At 64.9% G+C, this 21,114-nt stretch carries 20 protein-coding genes, 1 tRNA gene and 1 rRNA gene; 10 read left to right on the forward strand and 12 right to left on the reverse strand.

Annotated elements, in window-relative coordinates; genetic code table 11:
- Positions 1-45: 45 nt before the first annotated feature.
- From ABIB49_RS08585 to ABIB49_RS08600, 4 genes are all read right to left on the reverse strand, one after another.
- Positions 46-447: a hypothetical protein gene (locus tag ABIB49_RS08585; RefSeq protein WP_226776330.1), complete on the reverse strand. Its 402-nt coding sequence runs from the start codon at positions 445-447 to the stop codon at positions 46-48.
- A gap of 10 nt (positions 448-457) precedes the next feature.
- On the reverse strand, positions 458-982 hold the full coding sequence (locus ABIB49_RS08590; RefSeq protein WP_354156936.1) for a flagellar export chaperone FliS: 525 nt from the start codon (positions 980-982) through the stop codon (positions 458-460).
- On the reverse strand, positions 979-2,307 hold the full coding sequence (gene fliD / locus ABIB49_RS08595; RefSeq protein ID WP_282360659.1) for a flagellar filament capping protein FliD: 1,329 nt from the start codon (positions 2,305-2,307) through the stop codon (positions 979-981). The genes ABIB49_RS08590 and fliD overlap by 4 nt, the downstream gene beginning before the upstream one ends.
- Before the next feature lie 190 nt (positions 2,308-2,497).
- Complete coding sequence (locus ABIB49_RS08600) at positions 2,498-3,379, reverse strand: flagellin N-terminal helical domain-containing protein (RefSeq protein ID WP_226776328.1); 882 nt, start codon at positions 3,377-3,379, stop codon at positions 2,498-2,500.
- Between the two features lie 231 nt (positions 3,380-3,610).
- Between ABIB49_RS08600 and ABIB49_RS08605 the strand changes: the two genes are divergently transcribed.
- The 4 genes from ABIB49_RS08605 to ABIB49_RS08620 are packed head-to-tail and all read left to right on the forward strand — an operon-like array spanning position 3,611 to position 6,845.
- Positions 3,611-4,141, forward strand: a complete 531-nt coding sequence (locus ABIB49_RS08605) for a flagellar protein FlgN (protein ID WP_309485716.1) — start codon at positions 3,611-3,613, stop codon at positions 4,139-4,141.
- A gap of 10 nt (positions 4,142-4,151) precedes the next feature.
- Complete coding sequence (gene flgK / locus ABIB49_RS08610) at positions 4,152-5,561, forward strand: flagellar hook-associated protein FlgK (RefSeq protein WP_282360658.1); 1,410 nt, start codon at positions 4,152-4,154, stop codon at positions 5,559-5,561.
- 4 nt (positions 5,562-5,565) lie between these two features.
- Positions 5,566-6,456 carry a flagellar hook-associated protein FlgL gene (gene flgL, locus ABIB49_RS08615; protein ID WP_226776326.1) on the forward strand — a complete coding sequence of 297 codons (891 nt, stop codon included), beginning with the start codon at positions 5,566-5,568 and terminating at the stop codon, positions 6,454-6,456.
- An 8-nt stretch (positions 6,457-6,464) separates the two neighbouring features.
- The gene (locus tag ABIB49_RS08620) at positions 6,465-6,845 is read left to right on the forward strand and encodes a flagellar assembly protein FliW (protein ID WP_282365189.1); all 381 of its coding nucleotides are present in this window, start codon (positions 6,465-6,467) and stop codon (positions 6,843-6,845) included.
- 22 nt (positions 6,846-6,867) lie between these two features.
- Here the strand turns inward: ABIB49_RS08620 and ABIB49_RS08625 are convergent, their stop codons facing one another.
- The 5 genes from ABIB49_RS08625 to ABIB49_RS08645 form a co-directional block, all read right to left on the reverse strand.
- Positions 6,868-7,413 carry an AMIN-like domain-containing (lipo)protein gene (locus tag ABIB49_RS08625; protein ID WP_226776324.1) on the reverse strand — a complete coding sequence of 182 codons (546 nt, stop codon included), beginning with the start codon at positions 7,411-7,413 and terminating at the stop codon, positions 6,868-6,870.
- A 244-nt stretch (positions 7,414-7,657) separates the two neighbouring features.
- Entirely contained in the window at positions 7,658-7,960 is a 303-nt protein-coding gene (locus ABIB49_RS08630) for a DUF4193 domain-containing protein (protein WP_226776323.1), read from the reverse strand.
- A 187-nt stretch (positions 7,961-8,147) separates the two neighbouring features.
- On the reverse strand, positions 8,148-8,636 hold the full coding sequence (locus ABIB49_RS08635) for a GyrI-like domain-containing protein (RefSeq protein ID WP_354156937.1): 489 nt from the start codon (positions 8,634-8,636) through the stop codon (positions 8,148-8,150).
- Between the two features lie 189 nt (positions 8,637-8,825).
- Positions 8,826-8,899 (reverse strand) — tRNA-Thr (locus tag ABIB49_RS08640).
- Between the two features lie 153 nt (positions 8,900-9,052).
- Complete coding sequence (locus ABIB49_RS08645) at positions 9,053-9,943, reverse strand: DsbA family protein (protein ID WP_282360655.1); 891 nt, start codon at positions 9,941-9,943, stop codon at positions 9,053-9,055.
- A 274-nt stretch (positions 9,944-10,217) separates the two neighbouring features.
- Between ABIB49_RS08645 and ABIB49_RS08650 the strand changes: the two genes are divergently transcribed.
- The 4 genes from ABIB49_RS08650 to ABIB49_RS08665 all read left to right on the forward strand — a co-directional run bounded on the left by ABIB49_RS08650 (position 10,218) and on the right by ABIB49_RS08665 (position 15,424).
- Positions 10,218-11,627 (forward strand): alpha,alpha-trehalose-phosphate synthase (UDP-forming), encoded by a 1,410-nt coding sequence (locus ABIB49_RS08650; RefSeq protein WP_226776453.1) that lies wholly within the window; start codon positions 10,218-10,220, stop codon positions 11,625-11,627.
- A complete protein-coding gene (gene otsB, locus ABIB49_RS08655) occupies positions 11,617-12,429 on the forward strand; it encodes a trehalose-phosphatase (RefSeq protein ID WP_226776320.1) in 813 nt (270 codons plus the stop codon). The genes ABIB49_RS08650 and otsB overlap by 11 nt, the downstream gene beginning before the upstream one ends.
- A 257-nt stretch (positions 12,430-12,686) precedes the next feature.
- On the forward strand, positions 12,687-13,769 hold the full coding sequence (locus ABIB49_RS08660; RefSeq protein ID WP_282468079.1) for an ABC transporter ATP-binding protein: 1,083 nt from the start codon (positions 12,687-12,689) through the stop codon (positions 13,767-13,769).
- A gap of 239 nt (positions 13,770-14,008) precedes the next feature.
- The gene (locus tag ABIB49_RS08665) at positions 14,009-15,424 is read left to right on the forward strand and encodes a DUF4032 domain-containing protein (protein WP_226776318.1); all 1,416 of its coding nucleotides are present in this window, start codon (positions 14,009-14,011) and stop codon (positions 15,422-15,424) included.
- A gap of 107 nt (positions 15,425-15,531) precedes the next feature.
- Here ABIB49_RS08665 and ABIB49_RS08670 read toward each other — a convergent pair whose 3' ends face one another.
- A complete protein-coding gene (locus tag ABIB49_RS08670) occupies positions 15,532-16,896 on the reverse strand; it encodes an FAD-binding oxidoreductase (RefSeq protein ID WP_226776317.1) in 1,365 nt (454 codons plus the stop codon).
- Positions 16,897-17,243: 347 nt separating this feature from the next.
- On the opposite strand from ABIB49_RS08670, the gene ABIB49_RS08675 reads away from it, so the two are divergent.
- Both ABIB49_RS08675 and ABIB49_RS08680 read left to right on the forward strand, forming a co-directional pair.
- Entirely contained in the window at positions 17,244-19,025 is a 1,782-nt protein-coding gene (locus tag ABIB49_RS08675) for a glycoside hydrolase family 13 protein (RefSeq protein WP_354156938.1), read from the forward strand.
- 2 nt (positions 19,026-19,027) lie between these two features.
- Entirely contained in the window at positions 19,028-20,086 is a 1,059-nt protein-coding gene (locus tag ABIB49_RS08680) for a LacI family DNA-binding transcriptional regulator (protein WP_354156939.1), read from the forward strand.
- An 82-nt stretch (positions 20,087-20,168) separates the two neighbouring features.
- Here the strand turns inward: ABIB49_RS08680 and ABIB49_RS08685 are convergent, their stop codons facing one another.
- Both ABIB49_RS08685 and rrf read right to left on the reverse strand, forming a co-directional pair.
- A complete protein-coding gene (locus tag ABIB49_RS08685; RefSeq protein ID WP_282360646.1) occupies positions 20,169-20,669 on the reverse strand; it encodes an SRPBCC domain-containing protein in 501 nt (166 codons plus the stop codon).
- Between the two features lie 158 nt (positions 20,670-20,827).
- Positions 20,828-20,944: ribosomal RNA gene (rrf, locus tag ABIB49_RS08690) — 5S ribosomal RNA — on the reverse strand.
- Positions 20,945-21,114: the final 170 nt, after the last annotated feature.

Genomic DNA, 21,114 nt, shown 5'->3' on the forward strand with positions numbered 1-21,114 from the left:
ACTCGCGGATATTCTTTGCGGGGTCTTATGCTCCCGACAGGAAGTTCAGCCGTTTACATCCAGGTACACAGCACCGGAGGCAGCCACTACGCCGGGAACAGAGGAGACCGCCTGCAGTTGCTGGGCGACATCCCGCCTGGCATCTTCGAGTCGCCGGGCGACGCGTTCCTGCGCGGCCGACAACGCTAAGGCACGTCGTCGGGCTGCAGCGGGTAGCGCTCCGGGGAGAAGATGCGGATGCCAGCGCTTCTCGGGCTGGGGATCAACCGCGCTCCCGGGTGCGGCAGACAGCGGGCCCAAGGGATCCTTCAGGGTGCGCTCGGCTGCACCCACCGCCAGCTCCAGTACGTCCAGGATCGCGTTCCAGGCCGCCAGGGCACTCTCCTCGGGGTCCGTCAGGGTTGATTCAGTGTCGGGGATGTCGGTTCGCCCTCGGCTGCCCTCCACTTCCGGGTGACTATCCAAAACCAAGGCTCCCCCCGCCGGTTAGGGCCTGGGTGCTCCAGGCGCCCGCGGGGGTGGATCCGCGGTTAGGTCCAGAGGTAGGTGCGGCGGGAGCTGCCGCGGGGACCGGGGCAGGGCCTGGGACAGCGGCGGCCGCCTCATGCCAGGCCTCGCGCAAGGGGTCCAAAAGTTCGATGGCCTCACGCGTCAGCGCCGGATTACGCTGGATATTCGCGTTCACCAGGGCGGTGAAGGAGTAGTTATACAGGCCAAGCAGCCCGTCGGCGCCGTCCCAGGCATCGGTCTTCAGGGACGACATAAGTTCAGCTAGGATGGCCTGCGCGTGCAGGAGGTTTTCCGAGGCGACAGGCCAGTTCGCGCCCTGCTGCGCGGCCTCCGCACGGCCCAGGTCCAGCAGGAGCCGGTCGTAGAGCATGGTGAGCAGGCGTGCCGGCGGAGCCGAGAGGACGGAGTCAGCCAGGTACTGGTTCCGCTGGGCGGCGCCGCCGTAGCCGGAGCCGAAAGGTGTGGTGGTCATGCTGACTTACTTCCTGCCAGGCCGGAGAGCTGGGCGGTGAGCCAGGATTGTTGGGCCTTCATGCCGCTCAACGCCGTCTCGAGACCCGAGTAGGTTCGCTGGAGCGTGGCTTTGCGGGAGGCAAGCCGTGTATCCCAGTCACCAATCCGGTCAGCCAGGTCCCGGACTTCGGACTGCTGGCCGGTGATCTTGGTAGTCAAGGTGCCGTTGTACTTATCAGAGGCTGCTGTGGACGCCGCGGCAACGCGACCGGCGATTTCCTGTACCTTGGCTGCTGTTCCCTCGGGATCCTTCGCCAGGGCGGCAGCGAACTTCGTGGCGTCGAACTCCATCGTTCCGGTCTTGGTGATGCTGATGCCGATTTCCGACGGCGACCGGGGCGGGGCGCCGACCGGCAGCGAAGCGGCGGAAAGGATGTTCTGGTTCACCGAGCGCACCAGACTCTCACCGGCGAAAACACCGGCTGACGTCTTAGTGCCGCTGGAGTTCGTGGTGGTGCTGACGGCGGTCTTGCTTGCGATCAGCGAGAAGATGCCGTTCACACCGTCCACGAGGTCGGAGGCGAGCTTGGTGATGCCGGCGTCGTCACGGCCCACCGTGAGCGTTACAGGTGCGGCAGATACTTCTTTGGCGGTGACGGACACGCCGGGCAGCAGATCGGCGAAAGTGTTCGTCGAGGACTTCACGCTCTGGGTCACAGCGGTGTTCGGCCAGAGTGTGATTTCGGCGTCCTGCGCGGCCTTGACATTCGTGAAGGTAGTACCGGGATCGCTGATGGTGAAGGCCCCGGCTTCACCGGACTTCGTGGCGGTGAACTGGAGGCGGAAGTCCCCGCCCCCAACGGCCACCTTCGTGGCGGTCACGCCGGCGCCAGCGGCATTCACCGCCGTGACGACATCGTCAAGGTTATTGGAAGCCGGCGCGATCGTATAGTCGCTGCCCCCGCTGTTGATCGTCATCGTGGTGTACGGCCAGCCGGTCACGGCGTTCACTTTGGGGGTTACGGTGACCTGGGTCTGGGCCAGCTTGGTGACCTGGAAATCGATGGAGCCCGCTTTGGCAGCCGCGGTCGTGGTCGCGACGACTTTGTCGCTGGAAGTGGTCGCCTTGGTGAGGTCCAGGGCACCGGGCTTGGCCGCGGCGGTGGCCTGGGTAGCCAGGGCTGCGACTTTGCCATTGAGCCCCTGCAGGGCGGAGACCATCGACTGAAGATCGTAGGACTTGTTCTTGAGCAGGGTCTGCGGAAGGGCTTCGGACTGCATGATCGAGCCGATGAGGGCGGTGGTGTCGAGCCCGCTGGCCAGTCCGTCGAGTGAGATTCCCATCTCTGCCTCTCCTTAGCTGTCAATTCCTGCTGATACGTCGGGTGTTTGTGATGCTGGGACGTTGCACGTAAGGGCCGGACGATGGTGTTGCCATCGTCCGGCCCTTCCGCAGCGTGGTAATCGGGGGTGTCTCATCGTCCGATCAGGGTGGCAGCTAGGCTATCTGAACTGCCGGACTGCCGGATCCGGTTTAGCGCAGGAGCGAAAGAACGCCCTGGCTGGACTGGTTCGCCTGGGCCAGCATTGCGGTGCCGGCCTGGGACAGGATGTTGGCCTTGGTGAACTTGACCATTTCCTGAGCCATGTCGACGTCGGCGATGCGGGACTGAGCAGCCTGCAGGTTCTCACCGGCAACGTTCAGCGACTTTACGGTGTGCTCCAGACGGTTCTGAGCAGCACCGAGGTCTGCGCGCTGTGCCGAGATCGCCTTGATGGCGGTGTCGATCTTCCCGATCGTAGTCTGCGCGTTAGCCGCCGTGTCGACCACGAAGTCGGTGGCGCCGGTACCGGCAGCGTCGGACAGGGCGCCGGTGGCTGTTGCCACGTCGCCCACCTTGACCTTGATAGTGTCCACACCGGTCGTGCCACCGGTGCCGACCTGGATTTCCAGGGAACCCGGGGTTGACGTCGCGGTGACGCCCGCGCCGGTAGCTCCCTTGAGCAGGTCGATGCCGTTGAAGTTGGTGGCTTTCGTGATGCGGTCGAGTTCCTGGCCGAGTGAGTTGCCCTCAGCCTTGATCGCGTCACGGGCTGCCGTGTTGTTGGTGTCGTTGGAACCCTGGACAGCAAGGTCGCGCATACGCTGCAGGATGGAGTGAACCTCGGTCAGGGCGCCTTCAGTTGTCTGGATGACGGAGATGCCGTCCTGGGCGTTGCGGGCTGCCTGGGCCGAGCCGGTGACCTGCGCCTTAAGGCCTTCGGAGATTGAAAGGCCTGCTGCGTCATCGCCGGCGCGGTTGATGCGCAGGCCGGTGGACAGCTTCTCCAAGGACTTGGAAAGGTCGTTCTGGGTGGAGTTGAGGTTGCGGTAAGAGTTGTTTGCCGCGAGGTTGTTGTTGATAACAAAGCCCATGATGTTTCCTCCGTGAGTGGGACTGTAAGCGATGGCCCATCCGTGGGCCTTCAGGAGTAGTTATCGCCCTTTCGGAGGACGACGTAAGCAAAAATGCGAAATTCTTTTTCGAACGGCTTTCCCCCGCCCTTCCGAAAGTAATCAGCCTTCTTCCCGCTAACGGATCCCACTCCCCGGCCGATAGTTTCTACGAACCCTGCTGATGGCTGCAGCCGATTCCTTATGTACTGCATGCCCGGCACCACCGCATTAGTCACCGACAAGGGAGCCGTCCGGACCATGGCAATCCACGAACTTTCAGCCTTGCTGTGGCGGGAGCGTGAGCTCTTGGACGTTCTCACTTTCAAGCTAGAGGAAGAGCAGCTGCTGCTCACCTCGGGCAAGTCCCGCTGGCTGCCCCACGGCACCAAGGAAGTTGAACAGGTCCTGGGGCACCTCTCGCAGGCGAGCTTGGCGCGGACCATCGAGGCCGCCGTCGTCGCCGAAACGTGGGGACTTCCCACCGATGCTTCCCTCGCGGAACTGGCCGCCGCCGCCCCGGAAGGCGCCTGGGCCGAGATCCTCACCGCGCACCTGGCCGCGTTGACCCGCCAGACTGCCCTAATCAAGGAACTGCGCGACTCCAACGAGCAGTACCTGCGCACCGCCGTCCGCTCCACCCAAGAGTCGCTGGCTGACCTGCGTCCGGCAGCCGGCACCTACGACGCGCACGGCAAGACCGGCGAAACCGCCGCCTCCCGCATCTTCGACAAGCAATTCTAAGGAAGCGACCTTGAGCACTTTCGGCGCCCTGAACACCGCCTACCGTGGACTGACCGCAGCCCAGCAGGGCATGAACGTGGCCGGGCAGAACATCGCCAACGCCGCTACCGAGGGGTACACCCGGCAGCGCGTCGAGCAGTCGTCGCTCGCGGCGCCCGCTCGCGGCCTCTTCAGCGGTGGCCTCCTGCAGGCCGGCCAGGGCGTGTCGGTGGACGCGATCGCACGGCTCGGCAACAGCTTCCTCGACGGCGGAGTCCGCTCCACTGCCGCCCAGGCCGGCTACGCCAGTGTCCGTTCCGCCGCCCTGCAGGGCATCGAGGGCGTCCTTCAGGAACCCGGCGAAGACGGCATCTCCACGGCACTGCAGGGCTTCTGGTCCGCTTGGCAGGGCGCCGCCAACCAGCCCGACAAAGACGGCCCCAAGGCGCTGCTGCTGAACGCCGCCAACTCCGTGACGGACAAGATCTCCTCCGGATACAAGGCCCTCGACTCGCAATGGAGCAGTGTCCGCGGCCAGGCCCAGGACGCGGTGACTGCCGTCAACGCGGCAGCCGCCCAGGTTGCCTCCTACAACACAACCATCCGCTCCACCCTTGCCGCCGGCGGATCGGCAAACGAACTGATCGACGCCCGGGCCAAGCTCACGGACCAGATCGCCGGCCTCGCAGGCGGCACCGTCCGCGAGCAAGCCGACGGCACCGTGGATGTTCTCGTCGGCGGCAACGCCCTCGTGACGGGCAGCTCAGTGCGGACCCTGCAGCTGGCCGGCGCAACGGCCATGGCTAGCGCCGCCACCGACGCGCTTCGCATTGAGTGGACCAGCCCCGGCGGCACGGCAGCGCTCGACGGCGGCGAACTCGCCGGCGCCCTCTCCGTACTGGCACCGGCAGACAAGGGCGGGGCAATCGCCCAAGCCGCGGCGTCCTACAACGGCTTCGCTACCGCCCTCGCCACGGCAGTAAACACCGTCCACAAGTCCGGTGTCACTGGGGCCGGCACCACAAACGTCGACTTCTTCACGACCACCGGCTCTGACCCCGCTGCACTGAGCATTTCCGGCCCCGCCAACATCGGCAACATCGCGCTGAAAGCCTCTGCGGGCGGCGCCTTGGACACCAGCATTGCGGACACGATCTCGCAGCTCGGCACTGGTAACGGCTCGCCGGACAAGATCTGGTCGGGCATCGTCACGAACATCGGAGTGCAGTCCCGGGGAGCCCAGCAGCACGAAGCGCTCACCACGGCCGCCCAAATCTCGGCCATCACGGAGCGGGCCTCCCAAGCCTCCGTCAGCCTGGACGAGGAAAACGTCAGCCTGCTCACCAACCAGCACGCCTATCAGGCCGCGGCCCGAGTGATGACCGCCGTCGACGAGGCCCTTGACGTCCTGATCAACCGCACCGGACTGGTAGGAAGGTAGACCCATGCTGAACCGCGTCACGAACCTGACCATGAGCGCCAACGCCCAGCGGACGCTGCAGACCCAGCAGTCCAGGCTGGCCGAACTGCAGGAAAAGGCGACCACACTCAACAAGATCTCGCGTCCTTCGGACGATCCCGCCGCTACTGCCAAGGCGCTGGAGACCCGGTCCCTGCTCGCGGCCAACGCCCAGTACGGCCGGAACATCGACGACGGCAACACCTGGCTCACCGCGGCGGATTCCGCGCTCGAACAGGCCACGAACGTGATGCACAAGATCAAGGACCTCACCGTCCTTGCCGGCAACGGATCGCTGCCGCAGTCCGGCAAGATCGCCATCGCCAACGAGCTGGATGCCCTGAACAGCGAACTCGTTTCGATCGCCAACACCAAGCACCTGGGCCGGAACATCTTTGCCGGGAACTCGGATAACCCTGAAGCCTTCAGCGGCCCCGTGCCACCCACCTTCAACGGCACCGGCCTCAGCCCGGTCGAACGCCGCTTCAGCGCGACCCAGACTGTCCGGGTGGACGCCGACGGCGAGGCGGTCTTTGGCACCGGCTCCACTTCGGTCTTCGGGGCCGTCAAGTCCATCGCTGATGCGCTGAAGGGCGGAACGGCCCCCACGTCGCTGCAGATCGGCAACCTGGATGCGGGTTTTACTCACATCGTCGATGGACGTGCTGAGATAGGAACACGGCAGGCACAGCTGGAACGTGCCGGCAACGTCAATACGGATTTGGAGGCCAACTTGGACGCGCAGAAGATGGGCATAGAAAAACTGGACCTTGGCAGCGTCATCATGGACCTGAAACTTCAGGAGACCAACTACCAGGTGGCCCTGGCCGCGACGGCACGGGTCCTTCAGCCCACGCTGATGGACTTTCTCCGGTGAGTACCGCCGTGCTGAACACGCCAGTCTCATTCACGGTCCCGATGCCAGGACTTGAAGACGCTCATGACTTCACCCTCCGGAGCGTTGAAGGGGCAACCGGACTGTATGCCTTGGAAGCGACCTCCGGTACACCTGCGCGGCTGTTCCTCGCCGACGCCGCAGTCTTCGTGCCCACCTACAACCCGCCGGTCACGGCCGCCACGCGCCAGGCACTGGAGCTTGCGGAGGAGGACGCGCCCCAGATACTGGTCGTCCTGAACCACTCCCCCGCCGCAACCACAGTGAACCTTATGGCTCCGATCGTGTTGAACCCGGCCACCCGCCGCTGCACCCAGCTGGTCCTGGACGGCCGCGACTACCCGCTCCGGGCGGATCTCAATTCGCTCTGACTCGACCCGGGCGGAAGTGCCCTCACCAGAAATGGGCGACGTCGATCACCAGCCGTGAGCCGGCGTCGGGTCCGGCCAGGGCGAAGACGCGGAACGGCAACCGGGCCCGGACCCCGAGGCCAAGGCTCGAATACCCTTCGAAGCTGCCGGCCCACGCGATCTGTTTGAACGTCTGGTAGCCGCTGACGTTGCTGAGCTCGGCCGGATCTGCCGGGGTGTAGGTTGAATTGCCGCTGTCGTCGTACGCCGGAGCGTTCACCGTGACCTGAAGGAACGCCTGGCCCCGCAGCGGGACGGGGAGGCCGGAGCCGTCGCGGACCACTTGCGGAACGTAGTGCACGGTATACCCGCCGACTGGCCCGTTGAGGTCGATGACCAGCCGGTCGAAACAGTAGTGCTGCCCGGTGCGGACGTTGTTCACCTTCGCCTGGCTCATCGCAGGATCCGCTTTTATCAGCGATCCCCACACCAGTCCGCAGTATGGATCTGCCGAGGCCGGACCGGGCGCTACCAGCCCCGATCCAATCGCCACCACAATAGCCAACAGCAACACCCGGAATGTTTTCACTCGGCCGCCCCCTCAGGAGATGAGATAACTCCAGAATAGGAGCCTTTGGCAGCCAAAACGAGGGCCCAGCCGTTTCGGCGCCCAACCGTTAGCTTGCCCCGGTCCCGGTCACAGGAGCGTTGCACCGCAGTGGACCCTCTGCCGCCGGCGATACCCGCCGGGAACAGCGAAGCGCCGGGCCCCCATCGGGATTCGGCGCTTGGCGGTGACTGGTATGAAGTGGTGATTCGCGGCGGAAGGTCCCCTATCCTTCGCAATCGCGGCAGAACTTCAGACCGTTCTTTTCCTTGGCCACCTGGGACCGGTGACGCACCAGGAAGCAGGACGAGCAGGTAAATTCGTCCGACTGCTCGGGGACAACTGTAACTGTCAACTCTTCGCCGGACAGGTCAGCGCCGGGAAGATCGATGCCTTCGGCCGTGTCGTTCTCGTCGAGATCGATGACAGCCGTCTGGGCGCCGCCGCTGCGGGACGCCTGAAGGGCCTCCAGCGATTCAGCGGGAGTTTCTTCTTCTGTCTTGCGGGGTGCGTCGTAATCGGTAGCCATTTGGGGGTTCACTTTCGTTGCTGCGCAGCGCCATCTCAGGCACCTCAGTGAAGCAGTTTAGGACATTATGCACGCAGTGGAACAATAGTGTGGCGAATCCGACATTTTGCGTCGCATCGCTCCGCGGAGGGGAGGGCGCGGGCCCGCCAGAAGCGCTGACAGGCCGGCGCCCGCGGTCGGCTGTCCCTCAGGCGACCGGCCAGACGACGAGCGTCTTCCACTTGGACGAGTCGGGTTCCGCGGCCGGGTCGGTGAGATAGGACTCCCACATAGCTCCTCCCGGGGTGAGGCCCTCGGCCTGCATCTTTGACGTGATCAGCCCATACGTGTCCGGGAGAGTGTCGTAGGGGCCCACGTGGGTCGCCTCCAGGGCATGGCCCGCGGGCAGTGTCCCCGCCGTCACTTCGCCGCCCGCAACACCGGGAAAAGGTGCTGCGACGGGAAATCCGGCCTCGACGTCGACGACGTCGGTCGGCGTCCCCCGGTACATCGCGAACGGCGGTCCGGCCAGCTGGACGTTTTGCTGCTGGACGGCACTCAGTACGGCGCTGAAGGCGCGGTCGAAGAACGCCGTCAACTCCTTCATGGGAACGGTTTCGCGCAGCACGGCGGTCGGCAGTGCCTCCAACTGGGTGGACCTGATGTCCGGCGTCAATTCCGGATTCGTTTCTGTCATACGCCAAGATTCCGCCGGCCGGTTTCCGGGGTCTAGGGCCTTATGTCCCCCTGCCGCGCGTCAGCGGACCGCGTGATGGGCCCGACGCCGGTTGCCTGGCTGTGGTGGGTTTGGGGGTTAGCGGCCGGGGTTAAAACAGAAACCGCACCGCCGACGGGGTGGGACCCGGCAGCGGCGCGGTTTTTCGCGGGCCCCCTGTCGGATTCGAACCGACGACCCCCGCTTTACAAGAGCGGTGCTCTGGCCAACTGAGCTAAGGAGGCATTCCGTCGCGCCGGCCGGCACCGGGCCACGAAGCGGGGCCAGGCGCCATGGCGCTAGATAAGGTTAGCCCACGTAGGCCCGGTGATAAAACAGGCCCGGTTCCGGACGAATCCGGAACCGGGCCTGGCAATTTGTGCCGGCGTTGCTGCCGCCTACTTCTTGGCGTCGACGGCGGCCTGGACGAACTGATCGAACGGGGTCTTGGCGCTGTCGCCCTGGCCCCACTGCTTGCCGTCCACAAAGACCGTCGGCGTACCGGTCACGCCGACCGCTGTTGCCTGCTGGGTGGTGTATTTGACCCAGGGCCGGTAGGTCTTCGCATCGACGCAGGCGTCGATGCTCTTGGCCCCGGCCTCGGTCGCCATTTTCTTCAAGTCAGCGTCGGAGATTCCGGCACTGCCTTCAGCGGGCTGCTTCGCAAAGAGCGCATCAACGAATTCCGCATACTTCTCCGGCGACTCGTTCACAACGCAGGCTGCGGCATTGGCTGCGCGGGAGGAGTAATTCGTGGTGGACCGGCTGTCGAGAAAGCCCAGCGGGCGGTATTCGACGGCGATCTTTCCCTCATTGCGAAGGCTCGTGAGTGTTTCGTTGTACTTCGCCTCAAAGTCCTTGCACACCGGGCAGATGAAGTCGATGTAGAGGACCACTTTGACCGGTTTACCTGCCTCTGCTTCGGCACCGGGCGCGGTCACCTGGGCCGGCGGAGTTGCGGGGGCGGAAGGGAGATCGGCCACCCGTACGGTCGCGGGGTCGGATTTGACCACCTCGGAGTTTGCCAGCAGGGTGACACCGCCGTACACGTTGCCGTTGGCGGGGGTGGGCCCCTCGTCCGCGACCGGGGCATTCTTCTGAATGTTCGAGGTAACCACCAGGGCCACCACCACAATGATCGCCACGACGGCGGCTACGATGCCCCAGCCGATCAGCAACTTGTTGCGCTTTTCTTTCTTCAGCTGTGCCTCGCGGATTTCACGGGCCTTTTCGCGGGCCGCAGCAGTTCGCTCTGATTTGGACTGGCGGGGTTCGTTGGCGGGGCTCATCAGTTCCTCGGGTCGTTCGGCCGGTGTTATCCGCTGGGTGGCAATTCATCATTTTAGGGGAGAAGTCTGAGAAGTTGCGCTTTCAACTTTCTTCCGGGTTTTCCAACGGGCGAATAGCACAGAAGATTCCGCCCAGCTAGGGTGGACAGGAGCCGCGAGCGAATCCCAGGGGGCACCAATGCAGGCCAGCAAACACGGCGAATCGGATCCGAAGTCCGCCGGCGCAGCAGCGCACGGCACCAACGACACCGATCCGGACGCGCAATACGACTTTATGGTGGTCTCCAACCGCCTGCCGGTCGACCGCTGCTCCCCGGAGGAGGCGGGCTGCGAGGACGGCTGGCGCCGCTCCCCCGGTGGCCTGGTCACAGCACTGGCCCCGATGATGACCAAGACCGACGGGGCGTGGGTCGGCTGGCATGGTGCCCCGGATGAGTCCGTTCCGCCCTTCAGCCACGGCGGCATCGACCTGGTTCCGGTCCAGCTGAGCACGCAAGACATCGAGTACTTCTACGAGGGCTTCTCTAATTCCACCCTCTGGCCGCTCTACCACGACGTGATCGCCCCGCCGGAGTTTCACCGGACCTGGTGGGACTCCTACCGCAAGGTGAACCGCCGGTTCGCCGACGCCGTCATCCACCATGCCAACCCCGGAGCCACAGTCTGGGTCCAGGACTATCAGCTGCAGCTCGTCCCGAAGATGCTGCGCGAGGCACGTCCGGACCTGAAGATCGGATTTTTCAACCACATTCCCTTCCCTCCCCCGGAGATCTTCGCCCAGCTGCCGTGGCGCCGTGCCATCATCGACGGGTTGCTCGGCGCCGACCTGGTCGGTTTCCAACGCAGCAGCGACGCCGGCAACTTTATGCGCTCCGCCCGCCGCTTCCTCGGCGCCAGCGTCAAACAGCAGCAGGTCCACGTCAAGGGCAGCGACGGCGAGACCACCCACATCGCCCGCGCCCAGGCCTTCCCTATCTCGATTGACGTAAAACAAATCAGCGAGCTCGCCCGGAATCCCGAAATCATCGAGCGCGCGCGGCAAATCCGCCAAGACCTCGGCAACCCGAAAACGATCCTGCTCGGCGTCGACCGCCTCGATTACACCAAAGGCATCAGGCACCGGCTCAAGGCCTACGAGGAACTCCTGGCGGACGGTGAGGTCTCGGTGGAGGACGCCGCCCTGATCCAGGTCGCCAGCCCCAGCCGGGAACGGGTGGAGCAGTACCGCCTGCTGCGCGAAGAAGTCGAAGGCACCGTCGGGCACATTAACGGCACCTATGACACCCTGCAAAACACCGCCGTCCGCTACCTGCACCACAACTACCCCATCGAGGAGATGGTGGCGCTGTACCTGGCCGCAGACGTTATGCTCGTCACCGCCCTGCGGGACGGTATGAACCTCGTCGCCAAGGAATACGTCACCGCCCGGACCAACAATGACGGAGCCCTGGTGCTCAGCGAGTTTGCCGGCGCCGCGGACCAGCTCAAACAAGCACTGCTGATGAATCCGCACGACATTGATGGTCTCAAGGAGACCATCATGAAGGCAGTCCGTATGCAGCCCACGGAAGCCGCGCGCCGGATGCGCTCGATGCGCAAACAGATCCTTGACCACGACGTTGACCTCTGGTCCTCAGATTTCCTGCGCGCCCTCGAAGAAAAGGTCATCCGAGATGACAGCTGAGCACTCCCCCGGGCCAGCCCCGCTGACGCTCTCACCGGACCTGCTCGCGGCACTGCGCCGCGTGGCCGGCACCGAACACCTGCTCGTCGCAATGGATTTTGACGGCACCATGGCACCCCTCGTCGACAGAGCGGGGGACGCCCGTGCCCTCCCCCGCTCGGCGGCGGCGTTTGCCGCGCTCGCCGAACTGCCGCGGACGACGACTGCCCTCGTCTCCGGGCGCGCCCTGGGCAGCCTCCGCGCGGTCGCCTTTCCCCCGGCGAAGACCCTGCTGATCGGCAGCCACGGGGCCGAGGCCTGGCTGGGACCGGGGTCTGCGCCGCTGGAACTCGATGACGCCCGCCGCAAGCTTCTCGCCGATATCAGGCAGGAACTCGAAGGCATCGTCGAGGCCGCCCCCGGCACCCTGCTCGAGGACAAACCGGCTGGCGTTGTGCTGCACACCCGGCTTGCCGCCGACGACGTCGCCGAGGACGCCATCGCGGCGGCCCGCGCCGTCCTGCAGGACAAACCCGGGGTATTCCTGAAGACCGGCAACCGCGTGCTGGAAACGTCCGTGGTCCATGCCTCGAAGGGAGAGGGAGTCGCCTTCCTGCGCCAGGCGACGGATGCTACCGCCACGATTTTCGCCGGCGACGACACCACCGACGAGGACGCCCTGGCCAGCCTGCTGCCGGGGGATCTCGGTGTGAAGGTGGGCCTGGACTTCACCCAAGCCGAGTTCCGGGTCGAGGCTTGCGCTTATGTCTCCGAGTTGCTGGAAGCCTTGCTGCGGGAACGTAAGCGCGCCCTCGGGCTGTGAATACTAGCCCATCACGGGAACCATGCAGGCTGAATCACGTGTGACATCTACGACATTTTGACCTATTTGCCAATTATCTGACATACTCTGGTTGTGATGTGGCGCACAAGTAACGTGCGGCGTCATTGGATACTCCTCGGCTTCGGCCGGGGAGTATGCGCACGATCAGGTGCCAACAACTGAATACATAACTGAAAAATAAGACCATTCACTACGGATCGTCCGGCACGTACCTGCCGGTGAAGGGATTGATAACTGTGGCTACAGTTACTTTTGACAACGCAACACGTGTGTACCCGGGCACGGACAAGCCCGCAGTTGACAAGCTCAACATTGAAATCGCCGATGGCGAATTCCTGGTCCTCGTTGGACCCTCCGGCTGTGGCAAGTCGACCTCCCTGCGGATGCTCGCAGGTCTCGAGGACGTCAACGCCGGCCGGATCCTGATTGGTGACCGCGATGTCACCGACGTTCCCCCGAAGGACCGCGACATCGCCATGGTCTTCCAGAACTACGCCCTGTACCCGCACATGACGGTCGCGGACAACATGGGCTTCGCGCTGAAGATCGCCGGCGTCAGCAAGGAAGAGCGTGCCGAACGCGTCCGTGAAGCTGCCAAGCTGCTGGATCTCGAGCCGTACCTGGACCGCAAGCCGAAGGCACTCTCCGGTGGCCAGCGCCAGCGTGTTGCCATGGGTCGTGCAATCGTCCGCAACCCGCAGGTGTTCCTTATGGACGAGCCGCTGTCCAACCTTGACGCCAAGCTCCGGGTCCAAACCCGCACGCAGATCGCGTCCCTGACCCGCCGGCTGGGTGTCACCACGGTCTATGTGACCCACGACCAGGTCGAGGCCATGACCATGGGCGACCGCGTTGCCGTCTTGAAGGACGGCCTGCTGATGCAGGTCGACACCCCGCGCAACCTCTACGACAAGCCGAAGAACGTTTTTGTGGCCGGCTTTATCGGCTCTCCCGCAATGAACCTGCTCGAGCTTCCCGTGGTCGACGGCGGCGTGCAGTTCGGCGGCACCGTGTACCCGGTACCGCGCGACGTCCTCGAAGGAGCCCACGGCAAGACCGTGACCCTCGGCAGCCGTCCGGAAGACCTCGAAACCGTCGCCGCCGGCGAGGGCCTGCAGGTTGAGGTCGACGTCGTCGAAGAGCTCGGAGCCGACGCCTACGTCTACGGCCACGCAAAGCTCGACGGTCAGAGCTACGACATGGTGGCCCGCGTCGACGGCCGCCGCCCGCCGATGAAGGGCGAAACCATCTACGTCCGTCCGCAGTCCGGCCATGTGCACCTGTTCGACACCAAGACGGGCCTGCGCCTGGGCGACTAGTCCCCACCGGTACCCTAGCCTCGCTTCGCTTCGGCCAGGGAACCCTGCCGGCGTGGGCCCACCCACCGGTACCCTAGCCTCGCTTCGCTTCGGCCAGGGAACCCTGCCGGCGTGGGCCCACCCACCGGCACCGCATGTCCGACGGCGGTCCTCCCTACTGGAGGGCCGCCGTCGGGCGTTAACCTAGCAGCTACGCCCCTTCGTTAGGGTAGGCGCCCTCAGTACGGAAGAATTGGGTTATGACCGAGGAATACCGAAGCACCGAGGAAAACGGTGCCCAGTGGCACAACGAACCTACCGATTACGGGCAGGTCGGCAAGCTGCCCCGGTTTGAAGCCGCCAGCGCCAATGACAGCAAGGGCGCCGTGGCCTCAAGTTCGCTGAGCATCACCGCCGCGGCCACCGAACCGGAGCTACTGGACCTGCCATGGCACATCGCGCTGGAGGATTGGCCGGCCGAATACCTCGCCGCGCTCCCCCGCGGCATTTCCCGCCATATTGTCCGCTTCGCCCACCTTGGCGGGTCTGTGATCGCCATCAAGGAAACGTCGGAGCACGTGGCCCGCCACGAGTACCACATGCTCCGCAAGCTCGCCCGGCTGGACGTCCCCTGTGTGGAACCAGTCGCCGTTATCACCGGCCGCACCACTCCCGAGGGCCGGCCGCTGAACCCGGTGCTGGTCACCCGGCACCTGAAGTTCTCCATGCCGTACCGCGCCCTCTTCTCACAGATGCTCCGCAAGGACACACTCACCCGCCTCATCGACGCCCAGGCGTTGCTGCTGGTCCGGCTGCACCTGATCGGGTTTTATTGGGGCGATGTCTCGCTCTCGAACACACTCTTCCGCCGCGATGCCGGCGCGTTCGCCGCCTACCTGGTGGACGCTGAGACCGGCGAGCTGTATCCGGATCTGTCCACCGGCCAGCGCGAATACGATCTGGAGATTGCCAGGGTCAACATCGCCGGTGAGCTGATGGATCTGCTCGACGGCGGCCTCATCGAGGAGAAGGTGGACCCGGTGGCCACGAGCGAGCTCATCATGGACAGCTACCGGCGCCTTTGGACCGAACTGACCGAGAAGGAATCGTTCGAAATCGGCGAACGCTGGCGGGTAGCTGCCCGCATCCGTAAGCTCAACGAGCTGGGGTTCGACGTCGAAGAATATGCGATCAAAACGACACAGAACGGTTCCACCATCCAGCTCCAGCCCAAGGTGGTCGACGCCGGACACCACCAGCGCCGGCTGCTGCGCTTGACCGGCCTGGACGCCCAGGAAAACCAGGCCCGGCGGCTCCTGAACGACATGGATTCCTTCCGCGCCGACAACAATCCCGGAATGGACGAGGAATACAGCGCGCACCTGTGGGTCAGCCAGATCTTCGAACCTATTGTCCGCTCCATCCCCCGGGACCTGTCCGGGAAGCTGGAGCCGGCCGAGGCAGTGCACGAGATCCTGGAGCACCGCTGGTACATGTCGGAGAAGGAGAACCGGTACATCCCGCTGGCTGAAGCCGTGCAGTCCTACATTGAGTCCGAACTCCGGCACCGCCGGGACGAAGCGGCCATTATGCTAAACCCGGACACGGAGCTGCTCAAGATACTGGAGATCGAAACGGAGGAATCCCGCTACGGCGCCGACGATTCCGAGGACTAACACCCGCCGTCCCACACCCAACTAGCTTGCAGTAAACGTCGTTTTCAGCGCTCAAAACGGCCTTAGCTGCTAGTTAGTTGGGCGGTACGCCTTGTGGCACGTATGTGCTAAATTGCCTTGCCCGGGTTCAGGATGCCGGCCGGGTCGAACAGCTCCTTGATCCTGCGTTGCAGTTCACGGACGGGCTCCTTCTGTTCCAGGCCCAGCCAACGCCGCTTGTACTGGCCGATCCCGTGTTCACCGGTAATGGTGCCGCCGATGGCAAGTGCCACCGTGATGGATTCATCCAGGGCCGCTCCGAGCCGCTTCATGGCGTCGGCGTTCACGGCCCCCTCCGCCCGCTCCACCCAGAAGGTGGGGTGCAGGTTGCCGTCGCCGGCGTGCGCCACCACCTTCAGCTTGACCCGGTGTGCCACCGCCATGGATTCCAGGGCTTCCACGTAGTCAACCAGCCTTGAGCGCGGGACGGCGACGTCCTCACCCACGCGGTATTCGTCGTCGACCTCCACTCCGCGGCTGTTGCGCCGCAAGTCCACCAGCTGCTCCGCCTCGGCGCTGGCTTCCATCGTCACGATGGCACCTCCGGAAGCGAGAACCGGCCGGATGGCGGCAGCTTCCGCCGTTGCGCCGAACCCGTCGGTCTGGATCAGCAGCAGGGACCGGCCCCGGGAGGAAAGGTCCGAGCCGTGGACCGCATCGAGCTGGGCCAGGGTTCCGCTGTCCAGCAGCTCCATAATGGCCGGCTGGATGCGTGCCTTACCCACGGCGAGGACACCCGCAGCGGCGCTGCGGAAGTCCGGATAGAAGGCGGCGATCGTGTGCACGTCCAGCGGGAGGTACTTGAGCCGGACGGTGATGCCAACAACAATTCCCAGCGTCCCCTCCGAGCCGACAAACAGCCCGGTCAGGTCGTAGCCGGCGACGCCCTTGAACGTCTGATGGCCGGTGTGGATGAGCGAGCCGTCCGCCAGCACAACGTCGAGCGCGAGCACGGAGTCACGCGTGACCCCGTATTTGGCGCAGCGCAGCCCGCCGGCGTTTGTGGCGACGTTGCCGCCGATTGTCGACATTTTGAAGCTGGCAGGGTCCGGCGCGTACATCAGCCCGTGGACTGCTGCCGCGGTGTTGAGGTCTGCGTTGATGACCCCGGGTTCGACGACGGCCGTCTCGTCGTCGGGATTAAGGTCCAGGATGCGGTTCATTTTTTCCAGGCTGAGCACGACGCAGCCCTTGGTGGCGTGCGCACCGCCGGAAACACCGGTCCCTGCGCCGCGGGCCACGAGCGGGATGCCGAGGGCGGCGCAAGCCCGGACGGCGTCCTGAACGTCTTCGACGGATTCGGCTCGAACGACGGCCAGCGGCAGCTGATATTCCAGCACGGGTCCCTGATCCACTGCATAGCCGGCCAACGTGGTGTCATCCAGGGCCACTTTGGCGCCCAAGGCAGAAGTGAGCTCGTCAATGATGCTCATGCGGTCTCCAGTTCGTCGATTCCAGCCTTCAGTCTAAGCCGCGGGTTCAGGCGACCCCGGGGGCCGGAGCGCACTGGCCAAAGTTCCGCCGGGTCGTCTCCACCCACCATTGATCTGCAAGCGCTTCCACACTTCGTCGTTCTGTGACTAAGGAACGTCACAATACCGGCGGGTACCGGGTCGGCGACGACCGAGTCAGAAAGATCCCACCCAGAGCGCAAAACCGCAGTTCAGCGCCCTGAGGGGTATATCGAGCTAGTGCGCCCTCCCGCAACCGCAGCAGAGACCGCCCGGCTTCCGGCTGGAAGCGTTTTCATTTCGCCCGTGCCGCCCCTACTATTACCGGCATGTCCGTTGATTCAGCACTCGCAGCCCCCGCCGAACTGGCCGGGACCCTGACCGGCCCTTTGACGCCGGTACACCCCGAAGATCTTGTCCCCGGATGGTGGCGCTCGGCCGTCATCTACCAGGTGTACCCGCGATCCTTCCGGGACCTGAACGGCGATGGCATCGGCGACCTCGCCGGGATTACCGCGGAACTTCCCAAGTTGGCTGATCTGGACATCGACGCCGTTTGGCTTTCGCCGTTTTACCGCTCCCCACAGCGTGATGCCGGTTACGACGTCAGTGACTACTGCGACGTTGATCCCCTTTTCGGCACGCTGGCTGACTTCAATGCCATGATGGCAGAGGCGACGCGGCTTGGCCTGCGAATGATCGTCGATCTGGTGCCCAACCACTGCTCAGACCAGCACGTTGCCTTCCAGGCCGCCCTGGCAGCCTCCGCCGGCAGCCCGGAACGGGACCATTTCATCTTCCGTGACGGCCTCGGAACATTCGGCGAAGAACCGCCGAACAACTGGCAGTCCCACTTCGGCGGGCCCGCCTGGAGCCGGATCACGGAACCGGACGGCACCCCGGGGCAGTGGTACCTGCACTTGTTCGATACCTCCCAGCCGGACTTCAACTGGGACAATGACGCCGTGCATGAGGAATTCGAACGTGTGCTGCGCTTCTGGCTGGACCGCGGAGTGGCCGGCTTCCGGGTTGACGTTGCCCATGCCCTGGTGAAAGCACCGGGCCTGCCGGAATGGGGCGGCCGCGCCGACGGCAACAGCTGCGACGGCTATCCCGGACACGATGCCCCGATGTTCGGCCAGCCAGCCCTCCACAACATCTACCGCAGATGGCGGCAGATCCTGTCCGAATACGGACCGGATCGCATCCTCTGCGCCGAAGCGAACGTGGACCCGCTGCCGCGGCTGGCCGACTGGGTCCGGCCGGACGAGATGCACCAGGCATTCAATTTCCCGTATCTGCACGCCGGCCTGGACGTCCACCGCATGCGCGGCATCATTACCGAGTCCCTGACCGCGCTGGACTCTGTCGGCGCTCCCAGCACCTGGGTACTCTCCAACCACGATGTGGTCCGGCACGCCACCCGCTTCGGCTACGACGGCCATGCGCCCCGCGACGGCGACGGGATCGGCAGCTTTGATCCGCAGCCGGACGAGGTCCTGGGCCGTTCCCGGGCCGCGGCAGCCTCTATGTTTATGCTCGGGCTGCCGGGCGGCGCCTACCTCTACCAAGGCGAAGAGCTCGGCCTGCCGGACGGGATCAACATCCCGGACAACCAGCGGCAGGACCCTACGTTTGCCCGCACCGGCGGCGAAAGGCTGGGACGGGATGGCTGCCGGGTGCCGCTGCCGTGGCGGACCGCAGAGCCTCACGCCGGCTTCGGCGACGGAGCAGCCCCCTGGCTTCCGCAGCCCGAGAGCTTCGCGGGACTGGCGCGAGATGCGCAAGCCGCCTCCCCGGCCTCGCACCTGAACCTCTACCGGCGTATGCTGGCCGAACGCCGCGCACTGGGGCTCGGACGGGGTTCGCTCGCCTGGGCAGAGGCCTGGTGTACCGACACCTGCCTGGCCTACGTGAATGGCACCACCCTGGTGCTGCTCAACGCCGGGCGGGAATCGGTTGAGCTGCCTGCCGGCCGGGTGCTGATCCGCAGCGGCCAGCGCGAAGCGGGGGACGGCTTGGAGTCAGCTGAACTGCCTGACTCCGGGCATCGGTTAAGCCCAGGGGAAGCCGTTTGGCTGGAAATCAACCTCGAGGACGCGGAGAGCTAAAAATGCCCGGTATCAAGGCCGTCGCAGAGCGCGCTGGCCTCTCCATCGCCACCGTTTCGCGGGCCTTGAACGGCAAAGGCAATGTCTCGGCCCGCAGCCGTGAACTCGCCCGGACTGCCGCGGCCGAACTCGGTTTCGTTCCCTCGTACCACGCATCCAGCCTCGCCTCCGGGCGGAACCACAACGTCGGCGTTGTGGTTCCGTTTGTGCACCGCTGGTACTTTTCCGCGGTGTTGGAAGGCGTCTCTGCGGCCCTACTCGACGCCGGGTACGATCTCACGCTGTACAACGTCAGTGTGGGGCAGGAGCGCCGGCAGAGCGTGCTGAACGACTTTCTGCTCCGCAAGCGGGTGGATGCGGTGATCGCGGTCTCCCTGAAACTCAGCGCGGCCGAAATCCAGCAGCTCCTCGCGATCCACCGGCCCATTGTCGGGATCGGTGGACCGCTGCCCGGGACCTCGACCATCCGGATCGACGACGCCGGGATTGCCCAGGCCGCAACGCGCCACCTGATCCAGCTCGGCCACACCAAGATCGCCCATCTGACCGGCGGCTCCGCCTACGAGCGGGACTTCCGCTTGCCGGGCACCCGCCAAGCCGGCTTCCAGAAGGCCATGACGGACGCGGGCCTGGCGATCCGGCCGGAGTGGCAGGTCTCCGCCGACTTCACGATTCAGGGAGGCTATACCACCGCCCGGCAGTTGCTTGGGGGATCGGCGGACCGGCCGACAGCGGTATTCGCGGCGTCCGACGAAATGGCGATCGGCACGATTCTTGCCGCCCGCGACTTCGGCCTGAGTGTGCCACACGACATCTCGGTGATCGGCATTGACGGCCACGAACTCGGTGAGGTCTTTGGGCTCACGACGATCGACCAGGATGCGCGCGGCCAAGGTGCACTGGCGGTCGGGCTCCTGCTGGAAGGGCTCGACGGCGCCGGGGGCGCCGGCGCGGCGGGGGCAGCCGGGGCGGCGGGGGCAGCCGATACCGAGTATCCGACGAAACTCCTGATCCGTTCAAGCACCGCCGTCCCGCCCGGCAACACGGAGCCACAGCGTTAGCACACGGTCCTCGGCCCGGCTGCCGCGTTCCGCCCGGCTACGTCGCCCATGACCAAGCGGTTGGGTCAGGCAACCCGGCTACTCAAGCGTCGGCGCCACCCATAAAGCGCACAAACCGGTCCAGGACTTCAGGCCAACCAGCTGCACAATCCAAGCGTGTTGCGGCCGGGTCCTCGGCTCCTTCCCAGCCGCCGTGCACGAGCCGAACCTCCGTTCCGTCTTCCACTGCCCGGAACGCGACTCGCAGTTCCGTTGACCAAACCGCCGATGACCCGGGGTGCCAGCTGGCGTGGAAGGACATGGGTGGCTGCCAGTCATCGATGGAACCCCAGACGGCCGTCCTGCCGTCGTCAGCGGTCTCCAGGATGAGGTTCTCCTCAAACTCCACATAGGAGCCAGCGCCAAATACGCCGTGGTTTTCCAGCGGCCACCAAAGGTGCGTGTGCTCGGTGAAACCAACAAAGGCTCGGGCGACTGCGCCGGGGACAATAACGGTAAAGACGACGGGATCGAAGCCGCCTGACGTTTCCTGCTCCGCGGTCCCGGTGGCGTCCGCGGCGGCGTGGCTGAAGAGGTTATCCATGGGCACCAACTCTACCCTCGGACCCCTGCCGGCCGGCCTGCGGGCACCAATGTTCCCGGTGTGGGTGGGTGGGGTTTCCGGTGGGGGTGTTTTTGGGTGGGGTGTTAAATGCGGGAGGACCCCCAACGTGGTTGGGGGTCCTCGACCGTTTAATGATGTTCCGGCGGTGACCTACTCTCCCACACCCTCCCGGGTGCAGTACCATCGGCGCTGTGGGTCTTAGCTTCCGGGTTCGGAATGGGACCGGGCGTTTCCCCCACGCTATGACCGCCGTAACTTTGTGTCCGCACCGTTCCGCGCCTGGGCGTGGTGGTGGGAAATCTGTGGTTACAACTGTGGTGTTGTTGTGTTTTTGTTCCTCACGCAACGGGTTTGTTGGTTGGGAACCACATAGTGGACGCAAGCAGTCTTGTTATCTTTGTACCACCCTTGATGGGCAAACCTC

Source organism: Arthrobacter sp. UYCu512, from assembly GCF_040547075.1.
Classification (GTDB): Bacteria; Actinomycetota; Actinomycetes; order Actinomycetales; family Micrococcaceae; genus Arthrobacter.

What these genes read in the sequence shown, in the direction of transcription:
- ABIB49_RS08590 (WP_354156936.1), bottom strand. Translation starts at nt 982, where the DNA reads ATGACCACCACACCTTTCGGCTCCGGCTACGGCGGCGCCGCCCAGCGG.
- fliD (WP_282360659.1), bottom strand. Translation starts at nt 2,307, where the DNA reads ATGGGAATCTCACTCGACGGACTGGCCAGCGGGCTCGACACCACCGCC.
- ABIB49_RS08600 (WP_226776328.1), bottom strand. Translation starts at nt 3,379, where the DNA reads ATGGGCTTTGTTATCAACAACAACCTCGCGGCAAACAACTCTTACCGC.
- ABIB49_RS08605 (WP_309485716.1), top strand. Translation starts at nt 3,611, where the DNA reads ATGCCCGGCACCACCGCATTAGTCACCGACAAGGGAGCCGTCCGGACC.
- flgL (WP_226776326.1), top strand. Translation starts at nt 5,566, where the DNA reads ATGCTGAACCGCGTCACGAACCTGACCATGAGCGCCAACGCCCAGCGG.
- ABIB49_RS08630 (WP_226776323.1), bottom strand. Translation starts at nt 7,960, where the DNA reads ATGGCTACCGATTACGACGCACCCCGCAAGACAGAAGAAGAAACTCCC.
- ABIB49_RS08635 (WP_354156937.1), bottom strand. Translation starts at nt 8,636, where the DNA reads ATGACAGAAACGAATCCGGAATTGACGCCGGACATCAGGTCCACCCAG.
- ABIB49_RS08645 (WP_282360655.1), bottom strand. Translation starts at nt 9,943, where the DNA reads ATGAGCCCCGCCAACGAACCCCGCCAGTCCAAATCAGAGCGAACTGCT.
- ABIB49_RS08650 (WP_226776453.1), top strand. Translation starts at nt 10,218, where the DNA reads ATGGTGGTCTCCAACCGCCTGCCGGTCGACCGCTGCTCCCCGGAGGAG.
- otsB (WP_226776320.1), top strand. Translation starts at nt 11,617, where the DNA reads ATGACAGCTGAGCACTCCCCCGGGCCAGCCCCGCTGACGCTCTCACCG.
- ABIB49_RS08665 (WP_226776318.1), top strand. Translation starts at nt 14,009, where the DNA reads ATGACCGAGGAATACCGAAGCACCGAGGAAAACGGTGCCCAGTGGCAC.
- ABIB49_RS08670 (WP_226776317.1), bottom strand. Translation starts at nt 16,896, where the DNA reads ATGAGCATCATTGACGAGCTCACTTCTGCCTTGGGCGCCAAAGTGGCC.
- ABIB49_RS08675 (WP_354156938.1), top strand. Translation starts at nt 17,244, where the DNA reads ATGTCCGTTGATTCAGCACTCGCAGCCCCCGCCGAACTGGCCGGGACC.
- ABIB49_RS08680 (WP_354156939.1), top strand. Translation starts at nt 19,028, where the DNA reads ATGCCCGGTATCAAGGCCGTCGCAGAGCGCGCTGGCCTCTCCATCGCC.
- ABIB49_RS08685 (WP_282360646.1), bottom strand. Translation starts at nt 20,669, where the DNA reads ATGGATAACCTCTTCAGCCACGCCGCCGCGGACGCCACCGGGACCGCG.